22 protein-coding genes and 2 pseudogenes are annotated in these 26,904 nt (G+C 59.2%); 16 read left to right on the top strand and 8 right to left on the bottom strand.

Translation table 11 applies throughout. The annotated features are described in order from the left end of the window. Positions 1 to 5 precede the first annotated feature (5 nt). From ACZ9DP_RS36060 to ACZ9DP_RS36030, 7 genes are all read left to right on the top strand, one after another. A complete protein-coding gene (locus ACZ9DP_RS36060; RefSeq protein WP_074070474.1) occupies positions 6 to 1,412 on the top strand; it encodes a murein hydrolase activator EnvC family protein in 1,407 nt (468 codons plus the stop codon). Further along, positions 1,402 to 2,724, top strand: a complete 1,323-nt coding sequence (locus tag ACZ9DP_RS36055; protein WP_074070065.1) for a S41 family peptidase — start codon at positions 1,402 to 1,404, stop codon at positions 2,722 to 2,724. The genes ACZ9DP_RS36060 and ACZ9DP_RS36055 overlap by 11 nt, the downstream gene beginning before the upstream one ends. Positions 2,725 to 2,802: 78 nt before the next feature. Further along, complete coding sequence (locus tag ACZ9DP_RS36050; RefSeq protein WP_476205239.1) at positions 2,803 to 3,996, top strand: divergent polysaccharide deacetylase family protein; 1,194 nt, start codon at positions 2,803 to 2,805, stop codon at positions 3,994 to 3,996. 10 nt (positions 3,997 to 4,006) lie between these two features. Beyond that, positions 4,007 to 4,540: an RNA pyrophosphohydrolase gene (locus tag ACZ9DP_RS36045; RefSeq protein WP_022717546.1), complete on the top strand. Its 534-nt coding sequence runs from the start codon at positions 4,007 to 4,009 to the stop codon at positions 4,538 to 4,540. 360 nt (positions 4,541 to 4,900) lie between these two features. Continuing rightward, a complete protein-coding gene (locus ACZ9DP_RS36040) occupies positions 4,901 to 5,653 on the top strand; it encodes a protein-L-isoaspartate(D-aspartate) O-methyltransferase (protein ID WP_239596369.1) in 753 nt (250 codons plus the stop codon). Next, the gene (locus ACZ9DP_RS36035; protein WP_476205237.1) at positions 5,650 to 8,196 is read left to right on the top strand and encodes a spermine/spermidine synthase domain-containing protein; all 2,547 of its coding nucleotides are present in this window, start codon (positions 5,650 to 5,652) and stop codon (positions 8,194 to 8,196) included. The genes ACZ9DP_RS36040 and ACZ9DP_RS36035 overlap by 4 nt, the downstream gene beginning before the upstream one ends. 290 nt (positions 8,197 to 8,486) lie before the next feature. Beyond that, positions 8,487 to 9,170 (top strand): hypothetical protein, encoded by a 684-nt coding sequence (locus ACZ9DP_RS36030; protein WP_476205236.1) that lies wholly within the window; start codon positions 8,487 to 8,489, stop codon positions 9,168 to 9,170. A 127-nt stretch (positions 9,171 to 9,297) separates the two neighbouring features. Here ACZ9DP_RS36030 and bfr read toward each other — a convergent pair whose 3' ends face one another. The 5 genes and pseudogenes from bfr to ACZ9DP_RS36005 form a co-directional block, all read right to left on the bottom strand. Then, the gene (gene bfr / locus ACZ9DP_RS36025; RefSeq protein WP_074070070.1) at positions 9,298 to 9,783 is read right to left on the bottom strand and encodes a bacterioferritin; all 486 of its coding nucleotides are present in this window, start codon (positions 9,781 to 9,783) and stop codon (positions 9,298 to 9,300) included. Continuing rightward, positions 9,749 to 10,193, bottom strand: a pseudogene (locus ACZ9DP_RS36020) ((2Fe-2S)-binding protein). The gene bfr and the pseudogene ACZ9DP_RS36020 overlap by 35 nt, the downstream one beginning before the upstream one ends. Positions 10,194 to 10,259: 66 nt before the next feature. Beyond that, positions 10,260 to 13,715, bottom strand: coding sequence for an error-prone DNA polymerase (locus tag ACZ9DP_RS36015; protein WP_476205235.1), 3,456 nt, complete (start codon positions 13,713 to 13,715; stop codon positions 10,260 to 10,262). Continuing rightward, entirely contained in the window at positions 13,712 to 15,160 is a 1,449-nt protein-coding gene (locus tag ACZ9DP_RS36010; RefSeq protein ID WP_476205537.1) for a Y-family DNA polymerase, read from the bottom strand. The genes ACZ9DP_RS36015 and ACZ9DP_RS36010 overlap by 4 nt, the downstream gene beginning before the upstream one ends. Before the next feature lie 10 nt (positions 15,161 to 15,170). Continuing rightward, positions 15,171 to 16,115: an ImuA family protein gene (locus ACZ9DP_RS36005; protein ID WP_237361745.1), complete on the bottom strand. Its 945-nt coding sequence runs from the start codon at positions 16,113 to 16,115 to the stop codon at positions 15,171 to 15,173. 164 nt (positions 16,116 to 16,279) lie between these two features. Between ACZ9DP_RS36005 and ACZ9DP_RS36000 the strand changes: the two genes are divergently transcribed. Further along, the gene (locus ACZ9DP_RS36000; RefSeq protein WP_022717564.1) at positions 16,280 to 16,717 is read left to right on the top strand and encodes a metallopeptidase family protein; all 438 of its coding nucleotides are present in this window, start codon (positions 16,280 to 16,282) and stop codon (positions 16,715 to 16,717) included. 1 nt (position 16,718) lies between these two features. On the opposite strand, the gene ACZ9DP_RS35995 is transcribed toward ACZ9DP_RS36000, so the two are convergent. Both ACZ9DP_RS35995 and ACZ9DP_RS35990 read right to left on the bottom strand, forming a co-directional pair. Continuing rightward, positions 16,719 to 16,925, bottom strand: coding sequence for a DUF1737 domain-containing protein (locus tag ACZ9DP_RS35995; RefSeq protein WP_022717565.1), 207 nt, complete (start codon positions 16,923 to 16,925; stop codon positions 16,719 to 16,721). After that, positions 16,922 to 17,845 (bottom strand): HpcH/HpaI aldolase/citrate lyase family protein, encoded by a 924-nt coding sequence (locus ACZ9DP_RS35990; RefSeq protein ID WP_074070074.1) that lies wholly within the window; start codon positions 17,843 to 17,845, stop codon positions 16,922 to 16,924. Before ACZ9DP_RS35990 ends, ACZ9DP_RS35995 begins: the two co-directional genes overlap by 4 nt. A 111-nt stretch (positions 17,846 to 17,956) precedes the next feature. On the opposite strand from ACZ9DP_RS35990, the gene ACZ9DP_RS35985 reads away from it, so the two are divergent. The 5 genes from ACZ9DP_RS35985 (at position 17,957) to ACZ9DP_RS35965 (ending at position 22,218) form a co-directional block, all read left to right on the top strand. Beyond that, complete coding sequence (locus ACZ9DP_RS35985) at positions 17,957 to 18,187, top strand: hypothetical protein (protein WP_022717567.1); 231 nt, start codon at positions 17,957 to 17,959, stop codon at positions 18,185 to 18,187. Between the two features lie 89 nt (positions 18,188 to 18,276). Next, positions 18,277 to 18,885 carry a 3-isopropylmalate dehydratase small subunit gene (gene leuD, locus ACZ9DP_RS35980; protein ID WP_074070075.1) on the top strand — a complete coding sequence of 203 codons (609 nt, stop codon included), beginning with the start codon at positions 18,277 to 18,279 and terminating at the stop codon, positions 18,883 to 18,885. 250 nt (positions 18,886 to 19,135) lie between these two features. Continuing rightward, a complete protein-coding gene (locus ACZ9DP_RS35975) occupies positions 19,136 to 20,077 on the top strand; it encodes an IS110 family RNA-guided transposase (RefSeq protein WP_476205234.1) in 942 nt (313 codons plus the stop codon). A 145-nt stretch (positions 20,078 to 20,222) separates the two neighbouring features. Beyond that, the gene (gene leuB / locus ACZ9DP_RS35970) at positions 20,223 to 21,335 is read left to right on the top strand and encodes a 3-isopropylmalate dehydrogenase (protein ID WP_476205233.1); all 1,113 of its coding nucleotides are present in this window, start codon (positions 20,223 to 20,225) and stop codon (positions 21,333 to 21,335) included. 124 nt (positions 21,336 to 21,459) lie between these two features. Then, complete coding sequence (locus ACZ9DP_RS35965; RefSeq protein ID WP_476205232.1) at positions 21,460 to 22,218, top strand: phosphatase PAP2 family protein; 759 nt, start codon at positions 21,460 to 21,462, stop codon at positions 22,216 to 22,218. A 238-nt stretch (positions 22,219 to 22,456) separates the two neighbouring features. Here the strand turns inward: ACZ9DP_RS35965 and ACZ9DP_RS35960 are convergent, their stop codons facing one another. Beyond that, positions 22,457 to 24,343 (bottom strand): MFS transporter, encoded by a 1,887-nt coding sequence (locus ACZ9DP_RS35960; RefSeq protein WP_074070078.1) that lies wholly within the window; start codon positions 24,341 to 24,343, stop codon positions 22,457 to 22,459. A gap of 149 nt (positions 24,344 to 24,492) precedes the next feature. Here ACZ9DP_RS35960 and ACZ9DP_RS35955 point away from each other — a divergent pair. The 3 genes and pseudogenes from ACZ9DP_RS35955 to ACZ9DP_RS35945 all read left to right on the top strand — a co-directional run bounded on the left by ACZ9DP_RS35955 (position 24,493) and on the right by ACZ9DP_RS35945 (position 26,903). Beyond that, positions 24,493 to 24,749, top strand: a pseudogene (locus ACZ9DP_RS35955) (hypothetical protein). A gap of 111 nt (positions 24,750 to 24,860) precedes the next feature. Continuing rightward, on the top strand, positions 24,861 to 25,895 hold the full coding sequence (locus ACZ9DP_RS35950) for an aspartate-semialdehyde dehydrogenase (protein ID WP_022717572.1): 1,035 nt from the start codon (positions 24,861 to 24,863) through the stop codon (positions 25,893 to 25,895). Positions 25,896 to 26,081: 186 nt separating this feature from the next. Continuing rightward, positions 26,082 to 26,903 carry a lytic murein transglycosylase gene (locus tag ACZ9DP_RS35945; RefSeq protein WP_074070079.1) on the top strand — a complete coding sequence of 274 codons (822 nt, stop codon included), beginning with the start codon at positions 26,082 to 26,084 and terminating at the stop codon, positions 26,901 to 26,903. The last annotated feature ends 1 nt before the right edge of the window (position 26,904 follow it).

Below are 26,904 nucleotides of genomic sequence, written 5' to 3'. Positions count from 1 at the left end.
CGCGACTGATCCTGCCTGCATTCGCGGCTGGCCTCGGCGCGACAGTCATTTTCGCCCAGTCCGATTTTGGTGGAGCGGGCGCGTTCGCCCAGGATGCACCAGTCGCAGCGCCTGTGGCTGGAACATCTCAACAGGCCGATCAGACGTTGCCGGACCCGGCCGCCGAGCTCAAAAAAAAGCGCGACGAGACCCGCACCGAGCTCGAGGCCATATCAAAAACGATCAATCTTTCGTCAGATAGAGTGGCAGCGCTGCAAAAAAGCATCGCCGATCTCGACAAAAGCAGCACCAACATCCGCCAGGCGCTGATCGATTCCGCCGCGCGGCGCAAGACGCTCGAAAAACAGATCCTCGAAAGCGAAAAAAAGCTTGCCGACCTTGGCATCAAGGAGGACGCCATCCGCCGCTCGCTTCATGAGCGGCGCGGGCTGCTTGCCGAAGTGCTCGCCGCCCTTCAGCGCATGGGCCGCAATCCGCCGCCCGCTCTCCTTGTGACACCGGACGATGCGCTTGCCTCGGTGCGTAGCGCCATCCTGCTGGGTGCTGTCGTGCCCGGCATGCGCAAGGAGACCGATAAGCTTGCCGCAGATCTCGCCAACCTCGCGGCCTTGCAGGCTGCGAGCGTGGTGGAGAAGGCAAATCTTACCGCCACCATGACGAATGGCATCGAAGAGGAGCGGCGCATGGACCTGCTCCTCGCCGAAAACGATAAGCTAAGCCGCAGCAACGCTGCCGATCTCGAAGCCGAAAAGAAGCGCTCTGAGGAACTGGCAGGCAAAGCGACAACCCTCGAGGGCCTCGTGGCTTCGATGGAATCCGAGATTGCCTCCGTGCGCGAAGCTGCTGAAGCGGCCCGGCGCGAGGAAGAGAACCGGAAGCTGCTCACGGACGAGCAGCGGGCACAGGCCAGGGCACTTGCCGATAGCGGTGTGCCCGATAAAAACCGCATTGCGCCCGCATATCCGTTCGGAGAATTGAAGGCGAAATTGGAGCTGCCCGTGGCGGGCGATATTCTGCGCCAGTTCGGCGACGCCGACGGCACTGGACACGAGGCCATGGGAACGACGCTGGCCACCAATCCGGATACGGTGGTGACTGCGCCGGCGGATGGACTGGTGGTTTTCGCCGGCGCCTTCCGCAGCTACGGCCAGATGATCATCCTCGACGCAGGCGACGGATATCACTTGGTCCTCTCCGGAATGGACATAATCAGCACGCGCCAAGGAAAATTCGTTTTCGCAGGCGAGCCCCTTGCGGTGATGGGTGCAAAAAGAGTCGCGAGCGCAACAGCATTGGCGCTGGAAACCAACCGGCCAACGCTTTACATTGAATTTCGAAAAGACGGAAAACCGGTCGATTCCCGACCGTGGTGGTCCGCCAAAGACACTGGAAAGGCACGCAATGATTCGTAGGGCTTCTCTTGTTCTGGTCGGCGCATTGATGGGTGCGACTGCCATGAGCGTAATTTATGCGGCAGGAGTGCCGGCCGAAGCGGCCGGGGCATCCACCTACAAGGAACTCTCCGTGTTTGGGGACGTCTTCGAGCGCGTCCGCGCCCAGTACGTCACACCGCCGGCAGAAGACAAACTGATCGAAAATGCCATCAATGGCATGCTTTCGTCCCTCGATCCGCATTCGAGCTATATGAATGCCAAGGATGCCGAGGATATGAGCACCCAGACGAAGGGTGAATTCGGCGGTCTCGGCATTGAAGTCACGATGGAAGACGAACTCGTCAAGGTCATCACGCCGATCGACGATACGCCCGCGTCCAAGGCAGGCGTTCTTGCCGGCGATTATATTTCCGAGATCGACGGCCAGTCCGTCCGCGGATTGAAGCTCGAAGAAGCTGTCGAAAAGATGCGCGGCGCCGTCAACACCCCGATCAAGCTCACACTCATCCGCAAGGGTGCGGATAAGCCGATCGAGTTGACGATCGTTCGCGACATCGTCGCCGTACAGGCCGTCAAGTCTCGCGTCGAGGATGATGTCGGCTATCTCCGGGTCATCTCCTTCACCGAAAAGACCTATCCGGACCTCGAAAAGGCGATCGCCAAGATCAAGGCGACGGTTCCGGCCGACAAGCTCAAGGGTTATGTGCTCGATCTGCGTCTCAATCCCGGCGGTCTGCTCGATCAGGCAATCAAGGTTTCTGACGCTCTGCTGCAGCGCGGCGAAGTGGTCTCGACCCGCGGCCGCAATCCGGACGAGACCCGCCGCTTCAATGCCGGCCCGGGCGATCTCACGGATGGCAAGCCGGTGATCGTGCTCGTCAACGGCGGCTCGGCCTCCGCTTCGGAAATCGTCGCCGGTGCCCTGCAGGATCTACGCCGCGCGACTGTTCTCGGCACGAGGTCCTTCGGCAAGGGCTCCGTCCAGACGATCATTCCGCTTGGCGAAAACGGCGCACTCCGCTTGACGACCGCGCTTTACTACACGCCATCGGGCCGCTCGATTCAGGGCACCGGCATTACGCCGGACATCAAGGTCGAAGAGCCGCTGCCGGACGATCTGAAGGACAAGATGGCAACCGAAGGCGAATCCAGCCTGCGCGGCCATATCAAGGGTCAGAGCGAGACCGATGAAGGCTCAGGTTCCGTTGCCTATGTTCCCCCGGATCCGAAGGACGACGTGCAGTTGAATTATGCGTTCGACCTGCTTCGCGGCAAGAAGACCGACCCGGCCTTCCCCCCGAATCCGGACAAGGCGGTTTCCGCCAAGTAACTTTCATGGGTCATCAGGCCGGATTTTTGATCCGGCCTGATTTTTTGCTGTTTCCCGGTTTTGGAGCGGGCGAGGAAATTGGGAACGGATTTGCATGCACCATTGGGCCAGAACCGCAAGGCTGGCCGAAAGCGGCCGAATATCCTGCGGATCGGCCGGATTGCCGCCAGCCTCTGCCTGATCGCGATCGGCGGCTTTTCTCTCTACACGATGCTCAGTGACGATGGCCTTCAGCGGACACAGTTGCCTGTGGCAGATCCAGCGGCGTCACCACCAACAGATACCGTCCAGACCCCCCCGACGCAGAGCCAGGCCGCAAATGGCATGCCTCGCTCCGATCCGCATTCAGGTGCGAATGTCGAGCGGATGGTGACCGGGGACGGCTCGGTTGTGACCAAATACAGCCCGCGGCCACGCGACGATAACGGCCCGGCGCTGGTAGACGCCATGCAGGTCGGCCAGGATCCGCGCATGGCAGCGATGCCGAATGAGAGCCTTCTGGAAGACAGCCAATTTGGCCGCCTACCCGTCATCGGGCCGGATGGCCGTCGCCCGATGGATCAGTATGCGCGTCCATGGTCGGGCGCACGCGGCACCCGTGTGGCGATCGTGGTCAGCGGTCTCGGCCTCAGTCAGACGGGTACGCAGCGCGCCATCAAGGAACTTCCGGAGGAAGTCACCTTCGCATTCGCCGCCAGCGGCAACAGCCTGCAGCGTTGGATGCAGGAAGCGCGCCGCAGCGGCCATGAGATCCTCCTGCAGGTTCCACTGGAGCCCTTCGATTATCCGGCAAACGATCCCGGCCCCGAGACGCTGCTGACCTCGAAGTCGCCAGCAAGGAATATCGAGAACCTGCACCGCGCGATGGGCGAAATCACCAATTATACGGGCATCATGAACTATCTGGGAGGGCGTTTCCTTTCCAATACCGATGCCATGGAGCCGGTGATGCGCGATATCGGCAAGCGCGGATTGCTGTTTCTCGACGACGGTTCGTCTGCGCAATCAAAGACGGAAGCTGTGGCGAAGGGAACAGAGCTTCCCTATGCTTTTGCGGACCTGCAGCTCGATGGTCAGGTCGATGTCAACGCTATCCTGCAGAGGCTTGACGAGCTTGAGCGCATTGCTAAGCGCAACGGCCAGGCAATTGGTGTTGCGGCGGCTTTCGACGAGAGTATTGAGGCAATATCCAAATGGAGCGAAGAGGCAGGCATGCGCGGCATCGAGATCGTCGGTGTTGCTGCTCTTGCTGCAGATCCTAAAAATCCTTGAGGAGCACCCCGTGAATCAGGCGACAATCAAAGCCGAAGACCTTCCTTACCGTCCCTGCGTCGGCGTGATGATCCTCAACCGTGACGGGCTTGTATGGGCAGGCCGGCGTGTCCCGGTTGGCAATTCCGAATATGATGGCTCACCACAACTGTGGCAAATGCCGCAAGGTGGTATCGACAAGGGCGAGGATCCGCTCGAAGCGGCATACCGCGAACTCTACGAAGAAACCGGTATCAGAACTGTGACCTTGCTCGCGGAGGCGAGAGATTGGATCAACTATGATCTGCCGCCGCAACTGATCGGCATCGGCCTCAAAGGAAAGTTTCGCGGCCAGACGCAACGCTGGTTCGCCTTTCGCTTCGAAGGCGATGAAAGCGAAATCGCCATCAACCCGCCGCCCGGCGGCCACGAGCCAGAGTTTGATGCCTGGGAGTGGAAATCCATGCACGAGCTGCCTGGGCTGATCGTGCCCTTCAAACGCGCCGTCTACGATCGGGTCGTATCGGAATTCAGCCACTTGGCCGACCTGCGAGCGGCGGACTGAAGGCGGCAGCAGTCTCTCGATCCAAGTCCAATTTGTCGGTCCCCGAACAACCGAAGACGCCGGGGCCTACACATGGATGATTTTGGACTTTCCTGTTCAAGCTTGGAAATTTGAAGGAAAGCAGGATAGCCGCCGGCAAGCCTCCTGCCTTTTCCAATCCTGTTCAACATGGAAAATCTTTGATTTCAAGGGGCTGAAAGTTCTGCAATTCATCGAGGGTGGGCGGCCACAGTAGGCGCAGCCACTTTCCGTTGGCCACGTCGCTTTTGTTGCGAAGTCCCAGCCGGAAAGCGGCTGAGAACCCTGTTCAAAATTGCCTCCGCAGCCACTATACTCTTTGCCTTGGACGGGAGAGAGTTCATGCGTCCACTAGCCCAGTGCCAAACGTTATTGGCCGCGGTTCTGGCGGGCGCTGCCGCTGTGGTTTCGACATCTACATCCGCTCAGGATCGCCTCGCCGAGCGTACGGCGATGATCGAAACAATCAATTCGCACGCCCGCTCAGCGCCGTCAGCCGTCGAGGGCCAGGGCATCGATCCGGTGGTGCTGAAGACGATGGGGAAGGTGCCACGCCACTTCTTCGTGCCCGAGGAGCTGCGCGGGGCGGCCTATCGAGATCGACCGCTGCCGATCGGATACGGTCAGACGATCTCGCAGCCCTTCATCGTCGCGCTGATGACCGACCTGATCAATGTCGGCCCTGGTGACGTTGTCCTCGAGATCGGCACTGGCTCGGGCTATCAGGCAGCCGTCTTGTCGCCACTCGCGGCAAAGGTTTACTCGATTGAGATCATACCGAAACTAGGCGAAAGGGCAGCCGCCCGGCTCGCTGAGCTCCACTTCGACAATGTCGAGGTAAAGGTAGGCGACGGTTACTATGGTTGGCCTGCGCACGCGCCATTCGACGGGATCGTGGTGACTGCCGCTGCCAGCCACATCCCTCCGCCGCTGGTCGAACAGCTCGCACGGGGCGGCCGGATGGTCGTCCCCGTCGGAGGTCCCTTCGCGACCCAGTTTCTCATGTTGGTCGAGAAGCGAGTGGACGGAAGCATCACGACCCGGCAGCTGCTGCCGGTGAGCTTTGTGCCGCTGAGGGGAGGTCAGGCCCGATGAGAGTGGGTCGCCTGCTGCCGGTCGGTCTCATATCGGCGGCGACCCTTGCCCACGAAGTGCTACTGATGCGGCTCTTCTCGATCATTCAGTGGCATCATTTCGCCTATATGATCATAAGCATCGCGCTCCTGGGCTTCGGCGCGAGCGGTACATTCCTTGCGTTCGCCCGCCGCCCCCTGGTGGAGCGCTATCCCGCCGCGTTCGCAGCGTCGGCAGCCCTGTTCGGCATTTCTGCGGTTGCCAGTGTCGCCGGTGCCGAACGGCTTCCGTTCAACGCGCTCGAGATTATCTGGAATCCGAGGCAGCTCGGTTGGCTCGCGGCCAGCTATGCTCTCCTGGTTCTGCCGTTCTTTTTCGGTGCAACCTGTATCGGCCTTGCCTTCATCCGCCACCCTGGCCAGATTGGACGCGTCTATGCCTTCGACCTGGTCGGCGCAGGGATCGGTGCGCTGGGCACCGTCGGGCTGTTGTTCCTTGTCCCTCCCCCTGCGGCGCTGTACTTCGTCGCAGCGCTGGGATTCGCTGCGGCTGCCCTCGCCGCGACGGGCATGGCTCGTTATCGGTGGCTCGCCGTGGGCAGTTTGGGGCTTGCAGCTTTGCTCATCGCGGTGTGGCTACCACCGTCCTGGACGGCCCCCGGCCCGCACATGTCGCAGTACAAGGGCCTGCGCATGGCGCTCGAAGTGCCGAACGCGCGAGTGGTCGAGGAGCGATCAAGCCCGTTGGGATTACTGACGATCGTCGAGAGCCCGACCGTGCCTTTCCGGTACGCGCCGGGCCTCAGCCTCGCCAACACCCAAGAGCCGCCCGCGCAACTCGCCGTCTTCACCGATGGCGACAGTATTACGACGATCACCGCCTATAGTGGCGATCCGGCGACAGTCGCATATCTCGACCGGACAACGGCGGCGCTCCCGTACCGCATCCTTAAGCGGCCGCGAATGCTGATCCTTGGTGCCGGCGGCGGCGAGCAGGTGCTGCTCGCACTGCGCGCCGGAGCCGTCACCGTGGATGCCGTAGAGCTTAACCCGCAGATGATCGACCTTGCTCGCAATCACTTCGCGGATTTCGCCGGCGGCATCTTTAGCCGCCCGAACGTGCATCTGCATTTGGCCGAGGCGCGCGCCTTCGCCGCGGCTACTGGCGAGCGTTACGACCTGATCCAGATGCCGCTCCTTGACTCTTTCAGTGCGGCCGCGGCCGGCGTACAGACCATGCATGAGAACTATACCTACACATTGGAGGCGCTGCGGGATTACCTCGCAGTGCTGAGACCGGGTGGTATTATCGCCATCACGCGATGGCTGCGGGCGCCGCCACGCGACATCCTCAAGCTGTTCGCCACCGCTACCGCGGCGCTTGAAGCTGATGGCGTAGCCGAGGCAGGCCAGCACCTTGCGCTGATCCGCAGCTGGAACACTGCAACCCTCCTCGTCGCCAAGTCGGCGTTCATCGGCGAAGACGTCGCAGCCATCCGCGGCTTCGCGGCCGAGAATTTCTTTGACACTTCCTGGGCGCCGGGCATCTCGTCAGCCGACGTGAACCGCTACAACCAGCTCGACCAGGAATATCTCTACGAGGGAGCCCTCGCTCTCCTCGGCCCCGAGCGGGCCGACTTCATCGAGCGCTACAAGTTCGATATTGCACCGGCCACTGACGATCGGCCTTATTTCTTCGACTTTTTCCGCTGGCGCGCCCTGCCCGAACTCCTGACGCTGCGCACGCAAGGTGGGGCAGCGATGCTCGACTGGGGCTACCTGATTCTGGCGACGACGCTCGTCCAGGCGGCGATCCTCAGCGCCGTCCTGATTCTGCTGCCGCTCTGGCTTCGCCGGCGAGCACTCGGGAGAGGAGTACATCGGCTGCGCTTCGGGCTCTATTTCCTTTCCTTGGGCCTGGCCTTCCTCTTCATCGAGATCGCCTTCATTCAGCGCTTCGTGCTGTTCCTCGGCCATCCGCTTTACGCTGTCGCCGTCGTGCTTGCGGGATTCCTTGCCTTCGCGGGTCTCGGTAGCGCCGTAGCCGCACGCTGGATGGCGGTCGTCGGACGCGGATCAGCGGTGCGCGGCATTGCACTCGCCGTCGTGGTGATCGCATGCCTGGCTGCCGCCTACCTGCTCGCGCTGCCTTTGGTATTCGAACGGCTGCTGGCACTCCCGGATGCCGTGAAGATCGCGATCGCACTCCTCCTCATAGCGCCGCTCGCCATCTTCATGGGCATGCCCTTCCCCCTCGGCCTCGGTCACGTTGGCGCCTTCTCGGAGGCGTTTATTCCCTGGGCGTGGGGGATCAATGGCTGTGCGTCGGTGCTGAGCGCAATCCTCGCCGTACTGCTTGCCATGCATATCGGGTTCACTGGCGTCGTGGTGATCGCCACCATCCTCTATCTTGTCGCCCCGGCCTTACTCGCCGGGTCGTGGGCGCCATACGATCAGCAGACGCCGCAAGGATTTGTTCCAGATCGGAACCGGGCGCGAGTTAAACCAACGCCTGAAAACCCGATCCGGCTAGCGAGTGCGCCGATCGAATCCGGGAGGGGATGATGTCCGTGGCCCTCGTCGCACATTGCGACTGGAGCATCGATCGACAGAAACGCTGGAAGTGCGTCGCTGTTTGCGACGGTGGCCGTTGGATAATATCGGCACCGGAGCCCGTCAGTGATACGGCGACACTGCTGCCCCGGCTACGGCAACGTGCCAAAGTCGATGGTGCGACGCTTGTGGGCTTCGACTTTCCGATCGGACTGCCAGAGGCTTATGGCAGGGCGATCGGGCTTTTTTCTTTCCGAGAGGCCTTGCAAACCTTCGGCACAGGTTCCTTTGCAGAGTGGTTCATGGTCGCCGAGCATCGCAGCCAGATCTCGCTGCACCGGCCGTTCTATCCAATGCGCCCGGGCGGCACGCGCCGCCAGCATCTGTTCGACGCGCTGGGAGTCTCGACAGGAAACGATCTTCTCCGGCATTGCGAGCGTGCCACTGGCGACCGGCAAAATGCCTGCATGATCTTCTGGACATTGGGCGGCAATCAGGTGGGTAAGGCCGCGATAGCCGGTTGGCGCGAGATCATCGTCCCCAACCTTGCTGAGATCGCCCTCTGGCCTTTCGACGGTGGGATCGACGCCCTCGCGAACCCTGACGTCACCATCGTCGCCGAGACCTATCCCGGCGACGTCTATGGCCAGCTCGGTATCCCCCGCCGACCCATCTGGAGCAAACGACAGCAATCAGGCCGCCAATCTATCGGCCACCATCTCATCCGTTGGCTGGCTGGACGCCCGCAGGTGGACGGGACGGCGATACGCAAAGCGATTTCCGACGGATTTGGGTCAGACAAGACCGGCGAGGACCGTTTCGACGCAACGGTCGGCCTGCTCGGTATGCTCGACGTGGTCGATGGCTATCGTGATGACGGCGTCCCGGATGACAAGGTTATTGGTCGGTGGGAAGGTTGGATCCTCGGCCAAGCAGGCACAAGGGGGCCGAGGTTCTCAACGGCGTTGGGCACCGCCATGAGGTAATGCCCTTGTTCGCCACCGGCGACGGGAAGAGCACCGTTCCCGCGAATTAACCCTGCCGCAACACGCGTCCTCGACGTGAAAAGCCAACCGGCCGCATTTTTGCGGCCGGTTGGCTTTGAAGGTTCAGTCACTCGGCCTCGTTGGCAGAGTCGGCGTTCAGCTGGCCATACTTGGCTTCGCCGATCTTCTCGAGCAAGTCGAGCTGCGTCTCGAGGAAGTCGATATGGCCTTCCTCATCGGCAAGGAGCTCCTCGAAGAGCTTCATGGAGACATAGTCACCGGCGTCATGACAGATGTCGCGCGACTTCTTGTAAGCTGTGCGGGCATCATACTCGCCGGCAAGATCGGCTTCCAGAACTTCCCTGACGTTCTGGCCGATGCGCAAGGGAGCAAGCGTCTGCAGGTTTGGATGCCCCTCAAGGAAGATGATGCGCGCGACCAGACGGTCAGCATGATGCATCTCTTCAATGGATTCGGCGCGCTCCTTCTTGGCAAGCTTGGTATAGCCCCAGTCTTCCAACAGGCGGTAGTGAACCCAATATTGGTTGACTGCGCCGAGTTCGAGGAAAAGTGCCTCGTTAAGCCGCTCGATGACCTTTTTGTCGCCTTTCAATGTCCGCTCTCCTGTTTTCTTCATGGAATTGTTTCAGGCGGGACATGAAATCAAATATCTCGTCATCCGTCGAGTGGCGACGGGCATGATATTCCTCGGTGGTCTGGATGATGAGGTTGACGACGTTGGGGAAACAGCCACAGCAACGACCGCGCTTTTCCATCGCATGATAGACCTTCGCAGGCACGATAAGCTGCCAACAGTCTTCATCGAGAAGGTCGTTGATGACCTCCCGGATTTCCTTGTCGGTTATATAGTTGCAACTGCAGACGAGCACGTCTTCATTTCCAAACATGACACTGACTATCGTGTTTTCTGCAAAAGAAGATGGTGTCTGTCAAGAAAAAAATCGAGGTAGAAGGCGCGGCGAGCGAGAGGAACCGCTGACCGGACCTCTCGGCACAATGCATTTCGTGCCACCGCCGAAAAGATGGCTGGGCACGCTCACATTGGCAACATCATCTATCGCTAACCCATCAGTGAAAGTTGCGCCCTTTCGGCATAACCTTTGCGGTCTCCCCAGCATTCGTCTCACTGCTTGTTGATATCACTCGCCTTTCGACTGCTTCCTTTTCGAGGATACGCGCCATCTTCTTTGCGCGGGCATCGACTGCCGGCCGCATAGCCTCGTCGGCGCGTTCGCAAAGACCAAAGCGCTGCGCCTCCTTCTGCAGAAGGCCGAGAGCGGGCGTCATATCTTCGATATGCTCGACCACAGTGTGAATGACGCCGCTCTGACTTTGCAATTTGCCATGGATTTTCACGAGCCGCGCCCCCATGACAACCGAGCGGTATTTCTCGAAAGTCTTTTTCCAAACGATGGCATTGGCAACACCCGTTTCATCCTCAAGCGTCATGAAGATCACGCCCTTGGCCGAGCCCGGGCGCTGGCGGACCAGCACCAGCCCTGCAATCGTCACCCTCTTTCCGTTCGGCACGGCCAGAAGATCGACATTGCGCGTAATGCCTGCTCTTTGGAAATCATCTCGCAGGAAGGAGATAGGGTGCGCTTTCAGTGACAGCGAGAGATAGCGATAATCCTCGACCACCTGTTCGCCCGGCAGCATTTCGGGCAGTGTCACCCTCGGTTCGACTTGGAGATCGACATGCGACACCCGATCGAACAAAGGCAGCCTCTCTGCGGCACTTTTCACATCAAGCGCCCGCGCCGCCCAGAGCGCCTCTCGCCGCGACAAGCCGATGGAACCGAACGCATCTGCATCTGCCAGCCGTTCGATATCCGATTTTTCAAGGCCCGAGCGCAGCCATAGATCGCGGATCGAGCTATAGCCGGCACCTCGATTTGCGATCAATTTCGCCTTCATCATGTCGCCGGAAAGGCCCTTCACCTGCCGGAAACCGAGGCGAACCGCCCTCTTCGTCCGGATGATCTTGTGCATTTCCCTGTGCCGGAAGTCGATCTTTGACTTGTCGAAATGCGCATCCTCCAGGAGGCAATCCCAATCCGAACGATTGATATCCACCGCACGAATTTCCACGCCGTGCTCCCTGGCATCCCGGACCAATTGCGCCGGCGCATAAAACCCCATCGGCTGCGAGTTCAGCATCGCCGCACAGAAGACATCGGGATAGTAAGCCTTGATCCAAGATGAAGCATAGACGAGCAACGCGAAGGAGGCCGCATGGCTTTCCGGAAAGCCATACTCGCCGAAGCCTTTGATTTGATTGAAACACTGCTGCGCAAATTCAGACGAATAGTTTCTCGAAACCATTCCTTCGATGAATCGCTTCTCGAAATTGCCGATCGTGCCGGTTCTCTTGAACGTCGCCATCGCCCGTCGAAGCCGATCGGCTTCCGCCGGCTTGAAGCCTGCGGCGGTGATCGCAATCTGCATTGCCTGTTCCTGAAACAGGGGAACGCCGAGGGTTCTTTCCAGCACCGCCTTCAATTCCTTGCTGGGATATTCGATGGGTGTTTTCTGCTCCCGTCTCTTGAGGTAGGGGTGCACCATGTCGCCCTGTATCGGTCCTGGCCGGACGATTGCCACCTCGATGACGAGATCGTAGAATTCCCTCGGCTTCAGTCGCGGCAGCATGCTCATCTGCGCCCGGCTTTCGATCTGGAAGACGCCCAGCGTATCGGCCCGGCACATCATCGCGTAAACCGGTTTGCCCTCTTCCCCATGCTCCTTGTTGCCGAGATCGGCGAGCGTTTTCTTCACATCGTAGTGCAGCTGAAGAAGTTCGAAGGCCTTGCGAAGACAGGTCAGCATCCCAAGCGCCAGAACATCGACCTTGAGAATCTTGACATTGTCGAGATCGTCCTTGTCCCACTCGATCATGTAGCGGTCCGGCATCGCCGTCTTCATGATGGGCACGACTTCGTCGAGCCGGTCCCGGGTGATGACAAATCCGCCGACATGCTGGGTGAGGTGACGCGGAAAGCCGAGAAGCTCGGACGCATATCTGAGGACGTTCTTCGTCACCGGATCGCTAATGTCGAGACCAGCCGCCTTTGCATCGCGCTCCGACAGATTGTCTTCCGACCAGCCCCAGACGAGGCTGCTGATCGCCGATTGGACATCTTCCGAAAGCCCGAAGGCCTTGGCGACTTCGCGGCCAGCAGAGCGGGTGCGATAGGTGGTCACCCCCGCTGTTAGCCCGGCATGCTCTATACCGTATCTATTATAGATGTACTGGATGACTTCTTCGCGCCTGTCGTGCTCGAAATCGACATCGATATCCGGCGGTTCATCCCGGTCCATCGAGATGAACCGATCGAAAAGCAAGGTGGCCTTGTTCGGATCGACTTCCGTTATTTCAAGGCAATAGCAGATGACCGAATTCGCAGCCGATCCGCGGCCCTGGCACAGAACCCCGAGCTTATAGCGGGCGTGTTGAATGATCTTGTAAACTGTCAGGAAATAGGAAGCGTAGTTTTTCTGCCTGATGAGATCCAGTTCGTAATCGATCTGCGTCACGATTTTCTGCGGAACAGGCTGCGGGTGGTAGCGCTTTGCAGCTCCGGCCCAGGTCAACCGTTCGAGCGTTTCATACGGCGTTTCGCCAGGATCGTTTTCAGGCGGATAATTGTGCTCCAGCTCCTTGAGCGAAAAGGTCAAGCTGGAGAAGAATGCACGTGTATTGTCGATCGCGTCGGGATAGTCCTTGAAGAGACGCACCATTTCCCGCGTTCCCTTGAGATAGCGCTCTGCATTCGGCGCCAGAAGGAAACCGGCTTCGGCAATCGGAACATGCTTGCGGATCGCAATCACGATATCGGAGAGAGGCCGCCGGTCAGGATGATGATAAAGAGGCTGATTGGTCACGATCAGCGGAATGCGGTTGCGGGCGGCAAGCATGGAAAGGATTGCAAAAACCTGTTTGTCGCGGCCGTCATAAGCCGGCGCCAGCGCCATATGGAATGTCTTCCGAAAGCGTTTTCGAAAACGCTGCAGGCAATTCTCAAATGCTTGCTGGCCAACGGCATCATTCACAACGAGCCGGTCAGGAACAAGGGCGAGCATCATCTCGTCTCCCCATTCCATGATCTCCGCCTCGGTGACAATGCAGGAGCCTTTCTCCGCCTCCGGTTTTAGGTTCCCGGCGCTCAGAAGACGGCAGAGATGCGCCCATCCTCGCCTGTTTCGTGGATAGGCAAGAACATCCGGAGTTCCATCCGCAAAGACGAGACGCGCACCGGGCTGGATGCGGATTGGATCGGGAATGATCTGCATCTTCTCGTCCTCTTCCAGAAGGCCGGCTTCCTTCCTCTCGAATTTTTTCCTGATCTCCTCCGCCTGAGCATGCGCCCGCACGACCCCGGCAACCGAATTCTTGTCAGCAATCCCAAGTCCACCGAGCTTCAGGCAAGCTGCCTGCACCACCATCTCCTCGGGACAGGAGGCTCCTTCAAGAAACGAGAAGTTCGTTCTCGCACCAATCTCGAAAAATGCGGGCGTCGTGCTCATGCAAAGAGCCCATGCATGAACCAGCGAGGAGGAAGTTCATGCCCGTAAAAACCTTCGCGATAGATCCAGAAGCGGTGACCGGCATCATCCTCTATGCGGAAATAATCGCGTGCCTCGGCATCCGCGCCATCGATCCACCATTCCATGGCAAGCCGCTCCGGTCCCTCGCTTCTTGCCACGCGATGCTGCATGCGCCGCCAGCGGAAGATTTGCGGCGGACCGTCGGGCACTTCGGCAAGCAGGGCCTCCACTTGCTCCGGCCTGGCAAAAAGCCGCAGGGGACGCTCACTTCTGGAAGGAAAAGGATTTCCATCCTCCGCCTTGCGGCGTGCCTGAACGCCTTCCATGGCGGGAATTGCAATCGCCGCCCGCTCCGGCACATGGCTCTCGCGCAGTTGAAATCTCTGCAGGCAATCCGCGCCGAGGCGGGCTGCGATTTTGTCGATGAACGCCGCAAGCGATGTCTCTTTCTGTCGGCCTCCTTCGAAATCCCCCTGGGTCGCATTGAAGGGATCATGGCGCAGCACATTCAGCCGCAGGATTTCAAAGCCGTAGCCGGCATCGAGATCGTCGTGGATTGCCTGCAGACGCTCGCTGAAAAGCGAAGCGATATGCTTCGGATCCCTGAGAGGCTGTGAGGCGCCGACGGGAATCCTGAAGACCCTGCCGTCGACGCGAAAAAGCACGAGTTCGAATACACGGCCGCCGGCGCCGCGTGCCTCAAGCGAGGCTTTCAGTGATTGGGCGATCTGGCCGGTGACGGCGAGGATATCTTCTTCCGTACCGATCGGCTCGATGAGGCGTCGTTCGGCCGAAAGACTGGCAACGGGCCGCCGCGGGGAAACCGGCTCCTCTTCCACTCCAAGCGCTTGGTCGAGCCTGAGCAGGAGTTGCGCGCCGAAACGGCGGGCCAACGGTGCGCGTGGGGCAGACAGGAGGTCGACGATATATTTGAGGCCGAGCTTCTTCAGTGCCTCGACGGTCCCTTCCTCCAGCCGAAGGGCTGCGACCGGCAGCGGTGCCAGCACATGTTCCATTTGATCGGTTTCGATCACGCCACCATCCCCGAAGCGGGAAACGGCCCAGGAAAGGCCCGGCGACGAAGAGATCGCGCCGCGGACATCGAACCCCATATGGAAGAGCCGGGAAAGGATATCCTTGAGCATGGCCCTTTCGCCGCCAAAGAGATGGGCGCAGCCGGTAATATCCAGAAACAGCCCGTCCTTGCCGTCGAATGCCACCAGCGGCGTATAACGGTCGCACCAATCAGCGATGCCCTCGAGAAGCCGGCGATCGGCCGCCAGATCTTCCTCGATGACATCCAGAAGCGGGTATATGGCACGCGCTTCTGCTACTCCCTGGTTTTTCTTCAGTTTAATCCGTTCCGCCACCTCATCGAGCGCCGTTAGGCGCATGGCATTGTTGAGCCGTCCAGAACAGACGATCGGCGGCGCATCAGGGCGTCCGGCCGAACGCCAGGACAGACCCCACCTCTTGCGGGCGATCCTGTCGGTTGGAAGATGGGGAAAGCTGAGCGACAGAATGCGCTGATTGCTCGCCTGGAGAACGAGTGCGCTCTGGTTGGCTAACGGGGAAAAACCGGCGGTCATGAGGGTTCCACTCCAGAAGAAAGGAGAGGGGAGCCGCGTTGCGGCTCTTCTCCAGGATGAGACGAAAAACCGGATTGCCGATGCCGCCGTCTAGCATCGAACCATCCGGCAGAGGCCGTGCGCTGGCTGGCGCAGGTTCGGCACGGAATCGGAAAAAGGCGCTGCTCGCCTCCTCCTCGCCGCCCTGCCGCAACAGAAAAAGCGGGCGGCCGGAAGCCCTTGCCCGCATGCTCAATCGCCGGCTTTCTGTAAGACCGAATTGGGCCGGATTGCCGCGCACCTCCAGGATCGTGGCTGGGAAGACGCCGCTTTCGACAGCCGTTTCGGCAAGCCACAGCGCCTCTTCCAGCTTGTGTGGCGAGGCCATGAGAAAGCGTTCCGGCTCCAATCCGAAATTCTTGAGGCCAACAGCATAGGGATGCCCTGCTTCCATTGTGCATATTCTGTCACCAATCCAAAAAACCGGCATGCCATCCGCCGCCTCCTGCCGCTGCTGCCAGGCCGCAAGCGCCAGCACGAAACCGCTGGCGCCAGCTGCATCCCGCAGCATCAGAGACCGGACTTCGGTAATGCCGTTAAGCGGTAGACCGCCTTCGAGCGCTTCATCGAGAATTGGAATGTCAAAGGACAGACGCAGCGGCGTTTTTGCTGGTCTCGAATAGGTTTCATCACCAGCCGCAAAAGCTTCTTGTGCCGCCGCCGCAAGCGCCGGTGCCGGTTTGCCTTCGAGTTTCGCAATGGTTTCGCGGAGCGCAAAAAGCTGCTCGCGCGCCACGGCCGTCTGCGCCATGACGTTCACTCCAAAGTCAGATTGTTCCTGTTATGTTCTTATGGATTCCAGAGCTTTCTAAAAGAGTCAACAACCAATTCTTATGAATTTATTCCTGCCTTTGATTCCACACTCGAAAATCCACCGCAAAGGTTCTATATGGGCGCCAAAGGAAGGGAATTTTCATGGCCCGCATAGACCAGAGCGAGGATTGGCGGGACCGCCATGCCCCAACGCTCAGCACATTCGAGTCCCTGGCGATGGAGGCCTATAGCCACTTGCCGGATGAATTTCGCTCGCTCACCGACAATCTCACGATCGAAATCGAAGATTTTCCCGACGACGATGTTTTCGAGGATATGGCGCTGGAAACGCCGTTCGACCTGCTTGGCCTCTTCGAAGGCCGGGGTATTTCCGAGCGATTCACGGTCGAAACCGGCGAGATGCCCAATCGTATCCGCCTCTACCGGCGTCCCATTTTGGATTATTGGGCGGAAAACGATGAAACGCTCGGAGACATCATCACCCACGTCCTCATCCATGAGATCGGTCACCATTTCGGCCTGAGCGATGACGACATGGAGCGGATCGAAGCGAGCGTCGAGGAGGCCGTCGAGCGCTGAGCTATTGCTCGGAGAGCTTCATCTCCGGATGATAATCCTTGCCTTCGACCTCTTTGACGATCGCCTGGCCGGCAATCACCTGGCCGGTCTGAATATTGTAGGTCAGCGACGGTGCACCGTGAAGCGACCAGCCCTTGTTGAGGGCATCGGTTACGCGATGGCAGAACGCGGCGTCGTCCTGGCCGGTCAGAAGGCGATAGAGCTTCATGATAAAGGCTTTCGTTCAATAGTCTGGCGTTCGGCAATCAGGCGGGCTTTATGGACCAGGCTTTCCGCCTGGACAAGATGCAGGCGCTCGATCATCCGGCCGTTTAAAGTGATGACGTTGAGACCTTCGGCCGAAGGATCGGCGAAAGCGGCGATGATTTCTTCCGCCTCCCGGATGGCAGCCTCATCGGGAGCGAAGTGCCGGTTGGCAGCCTCGATCTGCATCGGATGGATCAGCATTTTGCCATCGTAGCCCATGGCCCGGGCATGCGCGCATTCGGCCTCGAAGGCATCTGTTTCCTTGAAATCGTTGAAAACGCTATCGATCGCATCGAGACCATAGGCGCGCACGGCGAGGATGACCTGCATCAGCCACGGAACGAGATAGGTTCGGCCCGGTTGAGGCAGAACGCCGGTCTCCTTGCGCAGATCGTTCAGCCCGACGACGAAGCAATCGAGTCTCGAGCCCAGGGTGCGGCCAGCCTCTGCGATTGCCGCCGCGTTCAGGATACCGCGCGGCGTCTCGATCATCGCCCAGATACGCAAGGTCTCTGGCGCATCGGCATCAGCAAGAAGGTCGCTCACGGCCATGACATCCTGCGGTTCGTCCACCTTCGGCAAAAGCACCGCATCCGGCCGCAGCGCCTGTACGAGCTCCATATCGGCATGGCCGAAACCCGACGAAAGCGCATTGATGCGGATGATCTTTTCCTTGTTCGCAAGTGGCTTGCCCGAAAAGAAGGTTTTCAGGTTTTCGCGCGCCTGCTCCTTCTTCTCCAGCGCCACGGAATCTTCGAGATCGAAAATGACGGCATCGCAACCGAGCGCATGGGTCTTTTCGAGAGCGCGGAGATTGATCGCGGGAACGCTCAGCACCGAGCGGTGCAAACTGAAGGAACGGATGGGCGAATTCTGGCTCATCACGAATGTGTGCCAAGCTTTGTGAAGAGTGACAAGACAACAAAAAGCCATGCTTGACTTGCAGAAATAAAAAACAACGACCACATTCCTTTCGAAGAAAGGTCTAAACTCATGCAGAATATACGCTCCATCTTCCTCATGCTGGCGGGGATCACTGTATTCGTGGCGCTCGCTGCTCTCACCTTTTCGGTGACACTCGCCGTTGGCGGTATCCTGACCGTGCTCATGGCCGGCCGCGCGCTTTCGATGAAGATGAAGCCGGCGCCCGTCCGCGCCAAGGCTGAGCCAAAGCGCGAAATGCGCATCTGGAACGACGGCCGCGGCACGATCATCGATCTCTAAACGCGTCCCAAGATTCTCCTTCATTTTTACGGCGTTTTGCTCTATTGCCGGAGCAATCGTTGAAAAACGGCATACAAAGGCAGGTTTCCATGGAAAAGTTCGTGAAGCTCACGGGCGTTGCAGCACCCCTCCCGGTCGTCAATATCGACACGGACATGATCATTCCCAAGGATTACCTGAAGACCATCAAGCGCACCGGCCTCGGCAAAGGCCTCTTCGCGGAAGCCCGCTACAACGAAGACGGCACGCCGAACCCGGATTTCGTGCTCAACAAACCGGCATATCAGAATGCCAAGATTCTCGTTGCCGGCGATAATTTCGGCTGCGGTTCCTCGCGCGAGCATGCCCCGTGGGCGCTTCTCGATTTCGGCATCCGCTGCGTCATCTCCACAAGCTTCGCGGACATCTTCTACAACAACTGTTTCAAGAACGGCATTCTCCCGATCAGGGTCAGCCAGGAAGACCTCGACAAACTGATGGACGACGCTTCGCGCGGTTCCAACGCCATCCTGACGGTTGATCTCGAAAACCTGGAAATCACCGGCCCGGACGGTGGTTCGATCAAGTTTGACCTCGACGAATTCAAGCGCCACTGCCTGCTGAACGGTCTCGACGATATCGGCCTGACGCTGGAAAAGGCCTCTGCGATCGACAAGTTCGAAAAGTCAAACGCCGCATCGCGTCCCTGGGCAGCTTAATCGCCCAAACACGGCATGCGATCAAGCCGGGCTTCAACCCGGCTTATACATTTGAGGCCGGAACATCGTAATGATGTTCCGGCCTCGTTTGTCATTGGGGTGGTTGCAACATCCCAATGGCGTTGCGCAAAGCGGTTGGGCCTCCCGGCCTGAACTTTCGTTCGCAAAAAAGCAGAACCCTTTGCGCATTTCGAGGCTTCGTCGAACCGTTGAGAGAGCTTTGCGCTCGCGTATAAGGGAGACCAGCCTCATGACTTATACTAACCGTTTTGTCGGCATCGACATATCGAAATCATCTTTTGACATCTGCCTTCTGCCCGATGAGCAGTATGCGACCTTTGCCAACACGGCTGCGGGCACTGCCGAAATGATCGCCTTCCTTGCGGCTTTCGACGATATCAAGCGCCTGGTTCTGGAGCCGACCGGTGGCTATGAGCGTCGTGTCGTGAAAGCGCTGCAGGCAGCGGGCCTGCCTGTCGCGCGTGTCAACGCCAAGCAAATCAGGCAGTTCGCTCGCGCCGGCGGTCAGCTTTCCAAGACCGACAAGATCGACGCCTTCGTTCTGGCCGACTATGGACGGCGCATGGAAACACGCCTGCTTTGCCAGCCCAGCGTCGAGCAAGCCGAGCTGACCGATCTGGTGTCACGCTACAAGCAATTGTCGCACATGATCGTCCAGGAGAAGAACCGCCGGGAAAAGCTGAACGACCGGACGAGGGATTGGATCGAGCAGACGCTGCAGTTCTTGCTCAGCCAACGGCAGGCCGTGGTGGACGCCATGACGGCCTGTCTTGCATCGGACCCAGAATTGTCAGCCAAAGCCGACGTGCTGATGTCGCTGAAGGGCATCGGCCTGCGCACGGCATGCTTTCTTCTCGCAGGTCTGCCCGAACTGGGGCTGATGGAGAAGGGGCAGATCGCCAAGCTGGTTGGCGTCGCGCCACTCAACCGAGACAGTGGCCTGATGCGAGGCAAGCGCATGATCGCGGGAGGAAGGCAACCAGTTCGAGACGCGCTGTACATCGCCGCTCTGCCAGCCATTCGCTTCGATCCCGCCATGAAGGCCTTTTATACAAATCTCCGAAACAGGGGCAAACCCGCCAAGCTCGCTATTGTCGCCGTCATGCGAAAGATGATCATCACCTTGAACGCAAGGATGCGAGAATACCGCGCAGCGTCCCTTGACGCCTAACACCGTTGCTTTTTCTTTGCTTCCAAGCCGGGATGCACATCGCCATCGTGAGGCAGCAAACCGTACCGATTCAGCCGTTCTGTTCCTTGAAATGGCGTCCGGCGGGGTCTAAGAAGCCGCAGCTTGTTTTTCCGCGGAGGGTTTCATGACAGCGCGCAATCTTTTCCTGCTGCCGGGCGACGGCATCGGTCCCGAGGCAATGGACGAGGTCCGCAAGATCATTGCTTACATGAACGAGGCGATGAACGCCGGCTTCGTCATCGATGAAGGCCTTGTCGGCGGCAGTGCCTACGATGCGCATGGCGCGGCCATCTCCGAAGACGACATGAAAAAGGCGCTGGCGGCAGATGCCGTTCTCTTTGGTGCAGTCGGCGGTCCGAAATGGGACAGCGTGCCTTATGAAGTGCGCCCGGAAGCGGGCCTTCTGCGCCTGCGCAAGGACCTGGAACTCTTCGCAAACCTGCGCCCGGCAATCTGCTATCCGGCGCTTGCCTCCGCCTCCTCCCTGAAGCCGGAACTTGTCGAAGGTCTCGACATTCTCATCATCCGCGAACTGACGGGCGGCGTCTATTTCGGCGAGCCGAAGGAGATTATCGATCTTGGCAACGGCCAGAAACGCGGCATCGATACGCAGGTCTACGACACTTACGAAATCGAACGCATCGCCGGCGTCGCCTTCGAAATGGCCCGAACCCGTCAAAACCGTGTCTGCTCCATGGAAAAGCGCAACGTCATGAAGTCCGGCGTGCTCTGGAACCAGGTCGTGACCGAGACGCACAAGGCAAAATATTCCGACGTCCAGCTGGAGCATATGCTGGCCGATGCCGGCGGCATGCAGCTGGTACGTCAGCCCAAACAGTTCGATGTCATCGTCACCGACAACCTCTTCGGCGACATGCTTTCCGACGTCGCGGCGATGCTGACCGGCTCGCTTGGCATGCTGCCGTCTGCTTCTCTCGGTGCGCCGGATGGCAAGACAGGCAAACGCAAAGCGCTCTACGAACCGGTCCACGGCTCCGCTCCCGACATCGCCGGCAAGGGCATCGCCAACCCGATTGCGATGATCGCCTCCTTCGCCATGTGCCTGCGTTATTCCTTCAACCTCGTGAAGGAAGCCGACAATCTTGAGAAGGCGATCGCCAACGTTCTCGACAAGGGTATCCGCACGGCCGACATCATGGCCGAAGGCGCCAAGAAGGTTGGAACTGTCGAAATGGGCCAGGCGATCCTTGCCGAGTTCAAGACGCTTTCTGCCTGATATTTCACGTGAAACGCTTCTCCGCCCTTCGTATCTATCGGTACGGAGGGCTTTTTATTGAAGGTATCAGCCCCGGTTCCTATGTCCTGCAAAACGACGAAGGGCAAAACGACGAAGGAATGGAATGAGCAATACCGCCGATCACAAACCAGGCTGCCGGTCCTATCTGGGCAAGCGCTACGACGCCCGACGCACGATCCATCGCAGAGTTCCCTGGAAGGCGTTCACGCTTTCCGCGATCAATGTGGTCGTCATTGCCTTTTTTGTCTTCGACCGGCCGCTCGGACAGGCAGCCAAAAGCCTCTCGCCTCCCTTGGTATCGATCGCCGGCGACGTAACGGATATCGGCCGCCTTGCTTGGATCCTTGCGGGGCTTTGCACCGTTCTTGCCACCGGTTACGCCGTTCGCCGGCGGCTTTGGAAGGTCCGCCGTCAATTCCGCATGGCCTATTTCGTCCAGATGACGGCCTATGTCGGGCTCTCCGTCATCCTGGCCAGTGTCTGTGCCAACGCCTTGAAATTCGTGATCGGGCGGGCGCGTCCGCTTATCTATGAGCAGGAGGGCATTTTCAGTTTCTCGCCCCTGAACATGGATTTCCTGCATCAGAGCTTCCCATCAGGTCATTCGGCCAATATCGGCGCGCTCTTTGTGGCACTCGTCCTCCTTTTTCCGCACGTCAGGCTCATTTTCATCGGTATCGGGCTCTGGCTCGGTGCAACCCGCATCATCATCGGCGTCCACTATCCGAGCGATGTCGTAGCAGGACTGGCACTCGGCGCCTGGCTCGCATTTGCCGTCTCAATCCTTTTTGCCCGCTTCGGTCTGGTCTTTGCTGTCAGTCGCGAAGGCTGGCCTGTGCCACGGCTCAGCAGGCTTATTTGAGCCCTGCTCGAAAAATTGTCGTTACCGTCTGCTGCCGTTGTCATGTTCCTAAAACACTTTTCGAACGGATGATTTTTCGATGCAGCCACGGAAGACCGCGATCGTCTATTCGCGCTACGGGCTGCTCTTCAACCCGGGTCCTGACGGATGGCCGACGCCGAAAGGGCTTCTGCGGCTACAAAAAAACCCGGCGCCGTTGGAGGCGCCGGGTCCCGTTTCTCAATTCTGATGGTTTGCCTCAGTCCATCGTGCGGATATCGCGGTCCTTGGTTTCTGGCAGGAAAATCATGCCGATGACCAGGGTGATGCCCGCAAAGATGATCGGGTACCAGAGACCGTAATAGATGTCGCCCTTGAAGGCGCTCATCGCGAAGGCGGTTGCCGGAAGCAGACCACCGAACCAGCCGTTGCCGATGTGATAGGGCAGCGACATGCCGGTATAGCGGATACGGGTCGGGAAGAGCTCGACCAAAAGGGCGGCGATCGGCCCGTAGACCATCGTCACGTAGATGACGAGGACCGTCAGGACAGCGACGACGCCCACCCAGTTGAGCCTTGCCGGATCGGCAACCATGGTGAAAGTACCACCGTTGGCGATCGTGTAGACGGCCATGTCGGTGACGCCCTTGGCCTCGTCGGCTGTCAGCAGCTTATCGGTCACGAGCTTGGAGGCCGGGACGGTCTCCTTCTGACCTGCACGAAGCGCATCAGCATTGAGAGCCAGCTCCGGATTGGCGGCGATAAAGGCATCGAGCTTGGATTCCGGAACCTTGGCCGCACCGCGAACCAGGGGGTAGCCAGCATCGCGAAGCGCGATGTTGATGCCCTTTTCGAAAGCGCCGTTCATGGCTTTCGCCTTGTCGCCAGCGGCAGCGGCATCATAGCTGGTAATCGTGTTGTCGGCGATTTTAACCGTGGCGGCTGAACCGGCGGCGCCGCTGACGACATCATAGGGCACAGAATTCTTCGTCAGGAACGACGTGGCGATATCGCACGAGGTGGTAAACTTCGCGGTACCGGTCGGGTTGAACTGGAATTTGCAATCGCCCGGTGCCGCAGTGACCGTTGCGCGGATCGTGGCCTGCGCCTCTGCAAGCGCCGGATTGGCGAAATTGGTCAGAGCCTTGAACAGCGGGAAGTAAGTCACCATGGCGAGCAGGAGGCCGGCCATGATGATCGGCTTGCGACCGATCTTGTCGGAAAGCCAGCCGAAGAAAACGAAGAAGCCGGTGCCGAGCAACAACGATGCAGCGACCATCAGGTTGGTCGACTGTGCGTCGACTTTCAGGATGTTCTGCAGGAAGAACAGCGCGTAGAACTGACCGCAATACCAGACGACGGCCTGCCCCATGACGGCGCCAAAGAGCGCAAGCAGCGCCACCTTAGCGTTGCGCCACTGGCCGAAGGCTTCCGTCAGCGGCGCCTTCGAACCCTTGCCCTCGGCCTTCATCTTCTGGAAAGCCGGCGACTCGTTCATCTTCAGACGGATCCAGACGGAAACGCCGAGCAGGACGACCGAGACGAGGAACGGAATACGCCAGCCCCAGGCGGCGAAATCGGCGGCGCCGAGCATGGACTGGACGAAGAGAATGATCAGCAGCGAAAGGAACAGGCCGAGTGTTGCCGTCGTCTGGATCCATGACGTGAAGAAGCCGCGCCGGCCATGCGGCGCATGTTCGGCCACATAGGTCGCTGCACCACCGTATTCACCGCCGAGCGCCAAGCCCTGCAGCAGGCGGAGACCGACCAGGATGATCGGGGCTGCAATACCGATCGACGCCGCCCCTGGAAGGATACCGACGAGGAAGGTCGAAAGACCCATGATCAATATCGTGATCAGGAAGGTATATTTGCGGCCGACCAGATCGCCGAGGCGGCCGAAGACCAATGCGCCGAACGGGCGCACCAGGAAACCCGCTGCAAAGGCGAGCAGCGCGAAGATGTTTCGCGTCGTTTCCGGATACTGGCTGAAAAAGGTAGCGCCGATATAGGTGGCGAGTGAACCGTAAAGATAGAAGTCATACCATTCGAAAACAGTCCCGAGCGACGAGGCGAAGATGACCTTCTTCTCCTCGCCTGTCATCGGGCCGACTCTCGCGTCTCCGACGCTTGCGACATTTGCCATTGTCTGTCCTCCACAGAGTGATAAGCAACGAGACGCGCCCCAAGCTCTCCTCAAAGCACCCTTGGACGCAACTCGCCTGACGAGAGTGTGACAGAAAAGGATTCGGAGAAAGAGAGCGGCTTTGGGATTATGACTTTAGTCTAAGGCCTATGCACAGATTGTCGCAGGCAAGGGTTCTTCCGATTTGGGCCGCAACCTCTGCCCAAGTGCTCGACAGGGAGCAAGGTTGCAAAAACCTTGACTCCTGTGGAAAACCTTTTATGAGCAACGGCGGAAAGGAATATCCATGGTTCGCGACGAACACGCCATTGCTGCACGCAATGATCTGGCACCAGGTGCCGGGATGGATATTGCTGTTCCGGTTTCTTCCAAAACCAAGGCCAAAACGACGACGAAAACCGTCTGACGTCTCTGGCCTGCCGCTCTCTCCCCGGCCCGGCTGGGGACAGGAAGCCGCGATCGTTTCGCGCCTTCCCCCCTCACCGGACAAGAGGAGAGAAGAGAAAGAGAGCTTGAAATGGGTTTCAAAGTTGCAGTTGCGGGAGCGACCGGAAATGTGGGCCGGGAAATGCTCAACATCCTCTCGGAGCGCGGCTTCCCCGCCGACGAAGTCGTGGCGCTCGCCTCCGCGCGTTCGCAGGGTACGGAAGTTTCCTACGGTGACCGGACACTGAAGGTTTCCAATCTGGAGAACTACGATTTCTCCGACACCGACATCTGCCTGATGTCTGCTGGTGGCGAGGTGTCCAAGAAGTTCTCGCCGAAGATCGGCCAGCAGGGATGCGTCGTGATCGACAACTCCTCGGCCTGGCGCTACGATGCCGACGTGCCGCTGATCGTTCCGGAAGTGAACCCGGATGCCGTGACGCAGTTCACCAAGCGCAACATCATCGCCAACCCGAATTGCTCGACCGCACAGCTCGTGGTGGCTTTGAAGCCCCTGCACGACTTCGCCAAGATCAAGCGCGTTGTCGTCTCGACCTACCAGTCGGTTTCCGGCGCAGGCAAGGACGGCATGGACGAGCTCTTCAACCAGACACGCGCCGTCTTCGTTGCCGATCCGATCGAGAACAAGAAGTTCACGAAGCGCATCGCCTTCAATGTCATTCCCCATATCGACGTCTTCATGGAGGATGGCTACACGAAGGAAGAATGGAAGGTTCTAGCCGAGACCAAGAAGATGCTCGACCCGAAAATCAAGGTGACGTGCACGGCGGTACGCGTTCCGGTTTTCATCGGCCATTCGGAATCGGTCAATATCGAGTTCGAAAACGAGATCACCGCCGATCAGGCGCGCGAGATCCTGCGTGACGCTCCAGGCTGCCTCGTCATCGATAAGCACGAAAACGGCGGCTATATCACGCCTTACGAATCTGCCGGCGAAGACGCGACCTATATTTCGCGCATCCGCGAAGATGCGACCGTCGAGAATGGCCTCAACATATGGGTGGTCTCAGACAACCTACGCAAGGGCGCTGCTCTGAATGCAATCCAGATTGCCGAGCTCCTCGTCAACCGCGGCCTCATCAAGCCACGCAAGAAGGCCGCCTGACACCAAAAATTAACCATAATTTACTATCAGCCCCGCATATCGCCTGATTATGCGGGGCTTCCTACGAAAACTGGCCGACGGCCATCAGGTTGCAAGGGCCCACCGAAAGGTGATCGTGACAAAATTATCTGCTGCTGGCATTCTTGCGCGGCGCCAAGCTTGTGCAGATGGAGATCGGGGTTTCTGATGAGCATGACAAAATTCTTTGTGGCGGTCGTCGCAGCGGCGAGCGTACTCCAAGCTCTTCCGGCAGCAGCAAAGGCTGCCCAGTGCGGCAACAACAGCGCGGGTTTCCAAGCCTGGGTTGCCGGCTTCAAGCAGGAAGCAGCCGCCAGCGGCGTCAGCCCATCGGTGCTGAACCGGGCCTTCGCCAATGTAAGCTATAATAAATCGACAATCGCAGCCGACCGTGGCCAAAAGAGCTTCAAGCTATCCTTCGACGCCTTCATGAAGAAGCGGGGCGGCGCAACGATCATCTCCCGCGGCAGAAGCATGAAACGCGCCAATCAAGGACTCTTTGCCTCGATCGAGGGCCGCTACGGCGTTCCGGCCGGTCCGCTGATCGCGATCTGGGGAATGGAGACCGGCTTCGGCAGTTACATGGGCAATCAGCATACCCTGTCTGCCGTTTCGACGCTCGCTTACGACTGCCGCCGCTCGGATTATTTCACCGATCAGCTTTACGCCGCCCTGCAACTTGTTTCCGAAGGCTATCTGAACCCGCAGGCTCGCGGCGCGGCGCATGGCGAAATCGGCCAGACGCAGTTCCTGCCGCGCAATGTGGTCCGTTTCGGAGCCGACGGCGACGGCAACGGCCGCGTCGACATGGTTGGCTCGCGCGCTGATGCCCTGGCTTCGACGGCAAACTTCCTCAGAGGCCACGGCTGGCAGCCCGGCGCGGGTTATCAGCCAGGCGAAGCGAACTTTGCAGCAATCGCAGGCTGGAACGCCGCAACGGTCTACCAACAGGCAATCGCTTATATCGGCCAGCAGATCGACGGCCAGTGAG

This window comes from Rhizobium sp. USDA 4016 (assembly GCF_056279705.1).
This window is presented reverse-complemented; position numbering and strand designations above follow the sequence as displayed.

Excerpts from the sequence above, each read along its gene's own strand:
- ACZ9DP_RS36000 (WP_022717564.1), top strand. The coding sequence starts at position 16,280 with ATGGCCCGCATAGACCAGAGCGAGGATTGGCGGGACCGCCATGCCCCA.
- ACZ9DP_RS36015 (WP_476205235.1), bottom strand. The coding sequence starts at position 13,715 with ATGAGCACGACGCCCGCATTTTTCGAGATTGGTGCGAGAACGAACTTC.
- ACZ9DP_RS35945 (WP_074070079.1), top strand. The coding sequence starts at position 26,082 with ATGAGCATGACAAAATTCTTTGTGGCGGTCGTCGCAGCGGCGAGCGTA.
- ACZ9DP_RS36005 (WP_237361745.1), bottom strand. The coding sequence starts at position 16,115 with ATGGCGCAGACGGCCGTGGCGCGCGAGCAGCTTTTTGCGCTCCGCGAA.
- leuD (WP_074070075.1), top strand. The coding sequence starts at position 18,277 with ATGGAAAAGTTCGTGAAGCTCACGGGCGTTGCAGCACCCCTCCCGGTC.
- ACZ9DP_RS35960 (WP_074070078.1), bottom strand. The coding sequence starts at position 24,343 with ATGGCAAATGTCGCAAGCGTCGGAGACGCGAGAGTCGGCCCGATGACA.
- leuB (WP_476205233.1), top strand. The coding sequence starts at position 20,223 with ATGACAGCGCGCAATCTTTTCCTGCTGCCGGGCGACGGCATCGGTCCC.
- ACZ9DP_RS35990 (WP_074070074.1), bottom strand. The coding sequence starts at position 17,845 with ATGAGCCAGAATTCGCCCATCCGTTCCTTCAGTTTGCACCGCTCGGTG.
- ACZ9DP_RS35950 (WP_022717572.1), top strand. The coding sequence starts at position 24,861 with ATGGGTTTCAAAGTTGCAGTTGCGGGAGCGACCGGAAATGTGGGCCGG.
- ACZ9DP_RS35995 (WP_022717565.1), bottom strand. The coding sequence starts at position 16,925 with ATGAAGCTCTATCGCCTTCTGACCGGCCAGGACGACGCCGCGTTCTGC.
- ACZ9DP_RS36040 (WP_239596369.1), top strand. The coding sequence starts at position 4,901 with ATGCGTCCACTAGCCCAGTGCCAAACGTTATTGGCCGCGGTTCTGGCG.
- ACZ9DP_RS35985 (WP_022717567.1), top strand. The coding sequence starts at position 17,957 with ATGCAGAATATACGCTCCATCTTCCTCATGCTGGCGGGGATCACTGTA.
- ACZ9DP_RS36035 (WP_476205237.1), top strand. The coding sequence starts at position 5,650 with ATGAGAGTGGGTCGCCTGCTGCCGGTCGGTCTCATATCGGCGGCGACC.
- ACZ9DP_RS35975 (WP_476205234.1), top strand. The coding sequence starts at position 19,136 with ATGACTTATACTAACCGTTTTGTCGGCATCGACATATCGAAATCATCT.
- ACZ9DP_RS35965 (WP_476205232.1), top strand. The coding sequence starts at position 21,460 with ATGAGCAATACCGCCGATCACAAACCAGGCTGCCGGTCCTATCTGGGC.
- ACZ9DP_RS36055 (WP_074070065.1), top strand. The coding sequence starts at position 1,402 with ATGATTCGTAGGGCTTCTCTTGTTCTGGTCGGCGCATTGATGGGTGCG.
- ACZ9DP_RS36030 (WP_476205236.1), top strand. The coding sequence starts at position 8,487 with ATGGTCGCCGAGCATCGCAGCCAGATCTCGCTGCACCGGCCGTTCTAT.